This window comes from Calothrix sp. CBUCES-K 9914, from assembly GCF_059640475.1.
Genome location: NZ_JBXXZH010000368.1, coordinates 1 through 6900, shown reverse-complemented (window position 1 = coordinate 6900; position 6900 = coordinate 1). Strand labels below are relative to the sequence as shown.

The 6900-nt window shown below is 41.3% G+C and carries 5 protein-coding genes; 4 read left to right on the top strand and 1 reads right to left on the bottom strand.

Annotated elements, in window-relative coordinates; genetic code table 11:
- The coding region (locus AC2JBO_RS41440; protein ID WP_496959451.1) for an adenylate/guanylate cyclase domain-containing protein at positions 1-1824 on the top strand (1824 nt) is incomplete at its 5' end.
- A gap of 51 nt (positions 1825-1875) precedes the next feature.
- Here the strand turns inward: AC2JBO_RS41440 and AC2JBO_RS41435 are convergent.
- Positions 1876-2139 (bottom strand): DUF7219 family protein, encoded by a 264-nt coding sequence (locus AC2JBO_RS41435; RefSeq protein WP_496959450.1) that lies wholly within the window; start codon positions 2137-2139, stop codon positions 1876-1878.
- 408 nt (positions 2140-2547) lie between these two features.
- Here AC2JBO_RS41435 and purC point away from each other — a divergent pair, with 408 nt between their 5' ends.
- The 3 genes from purC to lpxC form a co-directional block, all read left to right on the top strand.
- A complete protein-coding gene (gene purC / locus AC2JBO_RS41430; protein ID WP_496959449.1) occupies positions 2548-3288 on the top strand; it encodes a phosphoribosylaminoimidazolesuccinocarboxamide synthase in 741 nt (246 codons plus the stop codon).
- A gap of 228 nt (positions 3289-3516) precedes the next feature.
- The gene (locus AC2JBO_RS41425; RefSeq protein WP_496959448.1) at positions 3517-6081 is read left to right on the top strand and encodes a BamA/TamA family outer membrane protein; all 2565 of its coding nucleotides are present in this window, start codon (positions 3517-3519) and stop codon (positions 6079-6081) included.
- 268 nt (positions 6082-6349) lie between these two features.
- A partial coding sequence (lpxC, locus tag AC2JBO_RS41420; protein WP_496959447.1) for a UDP-3-O-acyl-N-acetylglucosamine deacetylase occupies positions 6350-6900 on the top strand: 551 nt, incomplete at its 3' end.

Sequence of the window (6900 nt, the reverse complement as noted above, 5' to 3'; positions counted from 1 at the left end):
GAAATAAGGATTCCTTCAAATCGCGGAATTGTTGGTTATGTTGCCTCAACAGGTGATGCTTTGAATATTCCTGATGCATATAAAGACCCACGTTTTGACCCTAACACAGATAAAAAAACAGGGTATATGACGCGAAATATTTTGTGTTTACCCGTGTTCAATTCCGCAAATGAGTTAATTGGGGTCACGCAGCTTATCAACAAACAGCAAGGTAGCTTCACAGCTTCAGACGAAGAGTTTATGCGCGCGTTTAATATCCAAGCAGGGATCGCGCTTGAAAATGCTCGTTTGTTTGAAAACGTATTGCTTGAAAAACAGTATCAGAAGGATATTTTACAGAGTCTTTCCGACGCGGTAATTTCTACCGACATGGAGGGAAGAATCGTTACCATTAATGACGCAGCATTAGAGTTATTAGGATGTCCCCTCAGTGATATTTATAGCAAATATAATAAAAACTTATGGGAAAGTAACTTAATTGGGCGCCTAGTTTGGGACGTAGTGCCAATTGACAATTTACAGATGCGACTCCAAGACAGTCTAAAAATCGGAGCTAGACATTTTGTACCAGAACAAGACTTAACAATCGCTATTCATACTTATATTCAAGACTTGCCAGAAAATAATCCCATAGATCAATCAGTTTCTTTAAATAAACAAGGTAGAAAACCACCAAATTCTAAGACTACAAATCTTGTAGAGGATGTAAAAGATGTATCATCAACTTCGTTTAAATGTTCAATATTAGCTGTACGCGACCGTAATAACCCTGATATATATATTCCTTGGAATCAACCATTAACTCCACAGTCAGAATTACTTAAAGCGCATCAAGTGCAACCAATTGAGCGTAGTATGAATTTAACAGTTAACCCCTTGACAAATCCAGAAGGTGGTGTACGTGGTGGACTAGTTGTGCTGGAAGATATCAGTCGTGAAAAGCGGATGAAAACTACTATGTATCGTTATTTAACGCCTCATGTCGCTGAACAAGTTATGGCGTTAGGCGAAGACGCTTTGATGGTAGGTGAACGTAAAGATGTGACTATTTTGTTTTCGGATATCCGAGGATACACTACACTTACAGAAAATCTCGGCGCCGCAGAAGTTGTTTCTCTGCTCAACCAATATTTTGGAACAATGGTTGAAGCCGTTTTTAATCATGAAGGAACCCTCGATAAATTTATCGGTGATGCTTTAATGGCCGTGTTTGGGGCACCTCTACCACTAAATGAAAATCATGCTTGGAAAGCTGTACAAGCAGCTCTTGAAATGCGGCGGCGCCTTGAAGAATTTAACCAGCGTAGAATTATACAAGAACAACCTTTAATTCATATAGGTATTGGCTTAAGTTCTGGCGAAGTTGTTTCTGGTAATATTGGTTCCCACAAACGCATGGACTACACCGTTATCGGCGATGGCGTAAATTTGAGTTCGCGGTTAGAAGGAGTAACAAAAGAATATAATTGTGATATAGTTTTAAGCGAATTTACTTATCAACTGTGCAGCGAAAGAATTTGGGTACGTCAACTCGATAAAATTCGTGTTAAAGGTAAACATCAAGCAGTTAATATATATGAACTAATTGGCGACCGCAGCGCACCACTTGACGATAAGACACAGGAATTTTTATCACATTACCATGCAGGTCGCTCTGCATATTTATCACGTAACTTCCGAGATGCAGTTATTTGTTTTGAAGCAGCAAAACAGTTAAGACCTCAAGACCATACTACAGATGTTCACCTCGAACGCGCGCGCAATTATTTATCCAAACCTCCATCCAATGCTTGGGATGGTGTTTGGACTATGACTAGTAAGTAATGAGTAATGAGTGCTGAGTGCTGAGTGCTGAGTGCTGAGTGCTGAGTAATATTAACTTTCGGAGTTTCCGAAAGGATTTTCACCTATGTGTAATTCCTTCTTCGCGCGTTTTAATTGTTTCCATAGTGCCTTAACTTGTTCGTATGCATCTTCTGGAGATATTTTGCCAGAAGTCTCTAAACTGCAAATAAAGCTAATTTTCTGTGCAAACTCTTGTAGGTTAGCGTTAAATACCAAGTTTTCTGGTTTTACTTGGCCATAATAACGGCTGCGAGGATAGAGAAAATCATCTTTGTTCACTTTTGTTGTCTCCATATTGATCAAACCCTGTATTAATTAAACTGAAAACTATTCAGATTCCCTTAAGATTCCCTACTTCTTGAGAAGTCGGGAATCTTAAACTTTGTCGTATTACGTAATAAATTACAATAGTTAGTATCAATATTGACCATTTAATTCGTAGTTCATATTAGTTGACAACCGCAAATAGCCTGAAACTAAGCGTTAAATAGATACTTTTGCCTTAAGTACACTTATAAGTACTATAAGCACATTCGGTTAGCTCGAAAAAGAATAAAATATTCTCGCTCGTGAAGAAATATTAAAAATAGACTTTAAGCGCATGGCACGAATTAATAACTAAAGAATAGGCAACTAAAGATAAAATGGTTAAGCTCAAAACATCAAAGCGCGTCTACAGCCCAAATATTTAACCTTTCCTGTATGTCTGTTCACACCAAGTTATACGAAGGCAAAGCCAAAATAATCTACTCTACGGAAGAACCTGAGATTTTACTTGCCGACTTCAAAGACGACGCTACTGCCTTTAACGCTCAAAAGCGTGGTAGCATTCTTAACAAGGGAGTCATTAATTGTACCATTTCTGCCCAATTATTTCAAGAGTTAGAAGCACTAGGCATAAAAACTCATTACATTGATACTCCGGCGCCGAATCAAATGCGGGTGAAAGCAGTAAAGATAGTGCCGTTAGAAGTTGTGGTGCGGAATATCGCTGCTGGAAGCTTATGCCAACAGACAGGTTTGGCACTAGGTACGGTACTATCTGAGCCGTTAGTTGAATTTTATTACAAGAATGACCAGCTAGGCGACCCACTATTAACGCGCGAACGCTTATTCTTGCTAGAACTGGCGACTGTGGAACAAGTACACACAATAACTCATCTAGCATTGGAAATCAATCAGTTTTTACGTGACTTTTGGGCGCGCTGCGATATAACTTTAGTGGACTTTAAACTGGAGTTTGGTTTGGACGCACATCAGCAGATTTTGCTGGCAGACGAAATTAGTCCCGATACATGTCGTTTGTGGGATACATCGTATAATAATGACCCCGACCGTCGGGTTTTGGACAAAGACCGATTTCGTCGGGATATGGGAAACGTAGAAGATGCTTACCAGGAGGTCTTAAATCGCGTATTAAAAGCCGTAGAAGCCAAAAACTAAGTTGATGAATATGGAAAATTCGGGTTTCTTGGTGTTTTCGACAGAAAATCTTAACTAGTGCCATTTTATAGTTTTGGTTATCTTTGTAGTTGCTAACCGTTGACTAATGGCTGTTAACTAGTAAACATTGACTGATGACCAATGCCAATCGGCAACCAATTCTCATTGACTACTGATAACTAACAATTTTTCTGATGGTGTGTGGACGTGAAGAGGAAACTAGAGAAAATGCGCTTATCTCCCGTTTTAGTGACAATGGTAGCAATTGCCGCACCACTAGGAAGTTCGGTGGCAAATGCACAAACTCCGCAACAAAAGTTAGTACAAAAATTAATACAACATACTAACAAAACTACTGATAAAACAACGTCCGTTATTATTCCGACTGTTACAGCTCCGACTGTTGCTGCTCCGGCTGTTACTGTTCCGACTGTTACTGTTCCGACTGTGACTCCTTCAGCTATTAATACTGATAATACTGAGCATCAAGTGGTAGCTGTTTTTCCAGCATCTGAAGCTTTAAAAACAATACCTGCTGGAGTGAAGCCAGTATCTAAAGCACCTAATACAGCCCAAATACAATCTCAACCGAATCAAATACAGACCCCACTGCCAGACCCGGTTCCAGTTAATCCTGCTACGCCTCCTAATAATACTCAACAGCAGGCGCCGTTAAACCCGTTACAAACAAATCCGAACCAAGCACCTGGAACAAATCCTTCACCTACAAACCCTACAAACCCTACAAACCCTACACAGCAACAGGCACCGCTACCTCCGATAGTGCCTGAAGGAACACCTGGCAGTGGGACACCAGTGCTACCTGGTACTGGAGCGCCCACAACTCAACCACCATCAGTTCAACCATCTCCACAACAACCGAATGAAACACCGCAGAACCCTTCGACACCTCAATTTAATCTGCCTCAAAATAATCAACCTCAAACTCCAGAAGCAACAGAACCGCGTGTTTTAGTTTCTGAGGTTCAAGTTAGACCTCAAAGTGGAGAGTTGGCACCTCAACTAGAGCAAGAAGTTTATCGTGTGATTAAAACTCAAGCTGGACGCACCACAACACGCTCACTATTACAAGAAGACATCAACGCAATTTTTGCAACTGGGTTTTTCTCAAACGTACAAGCACTACCAGAAGATACACCACTTGGCGTGCGTGTCAGCTTCGTTGTGCAACAAAACCCGAAATTAACAAAGGTACAAATTCAAGCTAACCCTGGTACGAATATAGCTTCAGTATTGCCTGCTACTGCCATTGATGAAATATTTAAGGAACAATACGGTAAAATTCTCAACCTGCGTGATTTGCAAGAAGGAATTAAAACCTTAACCAAACGCTATCAAGACCAAGGTTTTGTTCTGGCAAATGTCATCGGCGCCCCTCAAGTGTCAGAAAACGGTGTAGTTACACTACAAGTAGCAGAAGGGGTAGTCGAAAATATCCGTGTTAGATTCCGAAATAAAGATGGTCAAGAAACCAACGAAAAAGGTGAACCAATTCGCGGCAGTACGCAAAAGTATATTATTACGCGCGAGTTAGAGTTAAAACCCGGAAAAATCTTTAACCGCAACATTGTCCAAAGAGATTTACAGCGGGTATTTGGATTAGGCTTGTTTGAAGACGTTAACGTTTCCCTTGACCCAGGTAGTGACCCTAGTAAAGTTGATGTCGTTGTCAACGTTGTTGAGCGTAATAGTGGTTCGATAGCAGCAGGCGCCGGTATAAGTTCTGCAAGCGGCTTGTTTGGTACGATTAGTTACCAGCAGCAAAACTTAAACGGTAGAAACCAGAAATTGGGAGCAGAATTACAGCTTTCTGTACGCGATTTCTTGTTCGATGTTCGGTTTACCGACCCTTGGATAGCGGGTGACCCGTACAGGACTTCATATACGGTTAATGCATTTAGACGACAGTCAATATCGCTTCTCTTTGAAGGTAAAGACAATAATATCGAAACATTTGACCCTAATAATCCAACCCAAGAGGGAGACCGTCCGCGCGTTGTGAGAACAGGTGGAGGTGTAACTTTCACTCGTCCCTTGTCCTCAAATCCTTTTAGAGCGGCTGAATGGGTAGCTTCCGCAGGTTTACAGTATCAACGGGTGGAAACAACCGATTTTGATGGAAACAGACGACGAGTCGGAAGAGTTAACCTTGACCCCAATAGTGAGGTTCAACTTAGCCAATCAGGTGAAGGACAGGACGATTTACTATTATTACAACTAGGCGCCTCGCGTGATAAGCGTAATAATCCTTTACAACCTACAAGTGGTTCTTTACTACGTTTTGGTGTTGATCAATCAGTACCAGTTGGACTTGGTAATATTTTCCTAACCCGTTTGCGTGGAAGTTACAGTTATTACATACCAGTTCAATTTACCAACTTTACTAAAGGTCCTCAAGCCCTAGCATTTAACTTCCAAGGGGGTACTATCTTAGGAGATTTACCTCCCTACGAAGCATTCTCATTAGGTGGTAGTAACTCCGTTCGTGGTTATGAGGAAGGTCAACTTGGTAGTGGAAGAAGCTACGTTCAAGCTTCGGTTGAATATCGCTTCCCTGTTTTCTCCGTAGTTAGCGGCGCCTTATTCTTTGATGTCGGTAGCGACTTAGGCACCAGTACTAGACCTGCGGAAGTATTAAACAAAAATGGTACAGGATACGGTTACGGTTTAGGTGTCCGCGTCCAATCTCCTCTCGGACCTATTCGTATTGACTACGGTATCAATAACGACGGTGACAGCCGCATCAACTTTGGTATCGGGGAAAGATTTTAAGAGTTGAAAGTGCTGAGTGCTGAGTGCTGAGTAGAAGTTATAACTCAGCACTCAGCACTCAGCACTCAGCACTCATAACTCAGCACTCAGCACTCATAACTTATTTGATTCTGTTTGTTAGTTAACTTGTCATTTGGTTGTATTTACCCAATACTTTTTTGATAAGTCTTTTTTCAGTTAAAAATCCGGAGTCAAAAGTTTAGTGTATGAATATTGACTTTTGAAGCGCGTTTAATAACGTTTGACCGTTACCCCTGACCCCAGACTAATGCAACAACATACTTTAGCCGCAGAAATTACACAAACTGGCGTAGGATTACACAACGGTGTAACCACGACTGTAACTATAAAAAGCGCGGTTCCTGGAAGCGGTCGCTATTTTGTAAGGGTAGATTTACCAGAATCTCCGATTATTCCCGCACAAATAGGAGCAGTAAATCACACCGTTCTTTCAACTCAATTAGGTAAAGGTGAAATTCACATTCGTACTGTCGAACATCTTTTAGCTGCTTTGGCTGCTATGGGTGTTGATAACGCGCGTATCGAAATTGATGGAAGTGAAGTTCCTGTTCTTGACGGTTCGGCTTCTGTGTGGGTAGAAAGCATTATTCAAGCAGGGTTAGCGGCACAGTCCCGGTCTCTTCATGAGACTTACGTGATAAACGAACCTATCTGGGTAAGAGATAAAGATGCTTTCGTTTGCGCGATGCCCGGAGACGAAACTCGGTTTTCATACGGTATTGATTTTGACTTACCTGCAATCGGTAATCAATGGTACAGTTGGAAAATGGCTGCAAATTCAGAATATCCTGATGCTGA

Bases quoted from the DNA above. Each gene is read 5' to 3' on its own strand.
- AC2JBO_RS41435 (WP_496959450.1), bottom strand. From the start codon at position 2,139: ATGGAGACAACAAAAGTGAACAAAGATGATTTTCTCTATCCTCGCAGC.
- purC (WP_496959449.1), top strand. From the start codon at position 2,548: ATGTCTGTTCACACCAAGTTATACGAAGGCAAAGCCAAAATAATCTAC.
- AC2JBO_RS41425 (WP_496959448.1), top strand. From the start codon at position 3,517: ATGCGCTTATCTCCCGTTTTAGTGACAATGGTAGCAATTGCCGCACCA.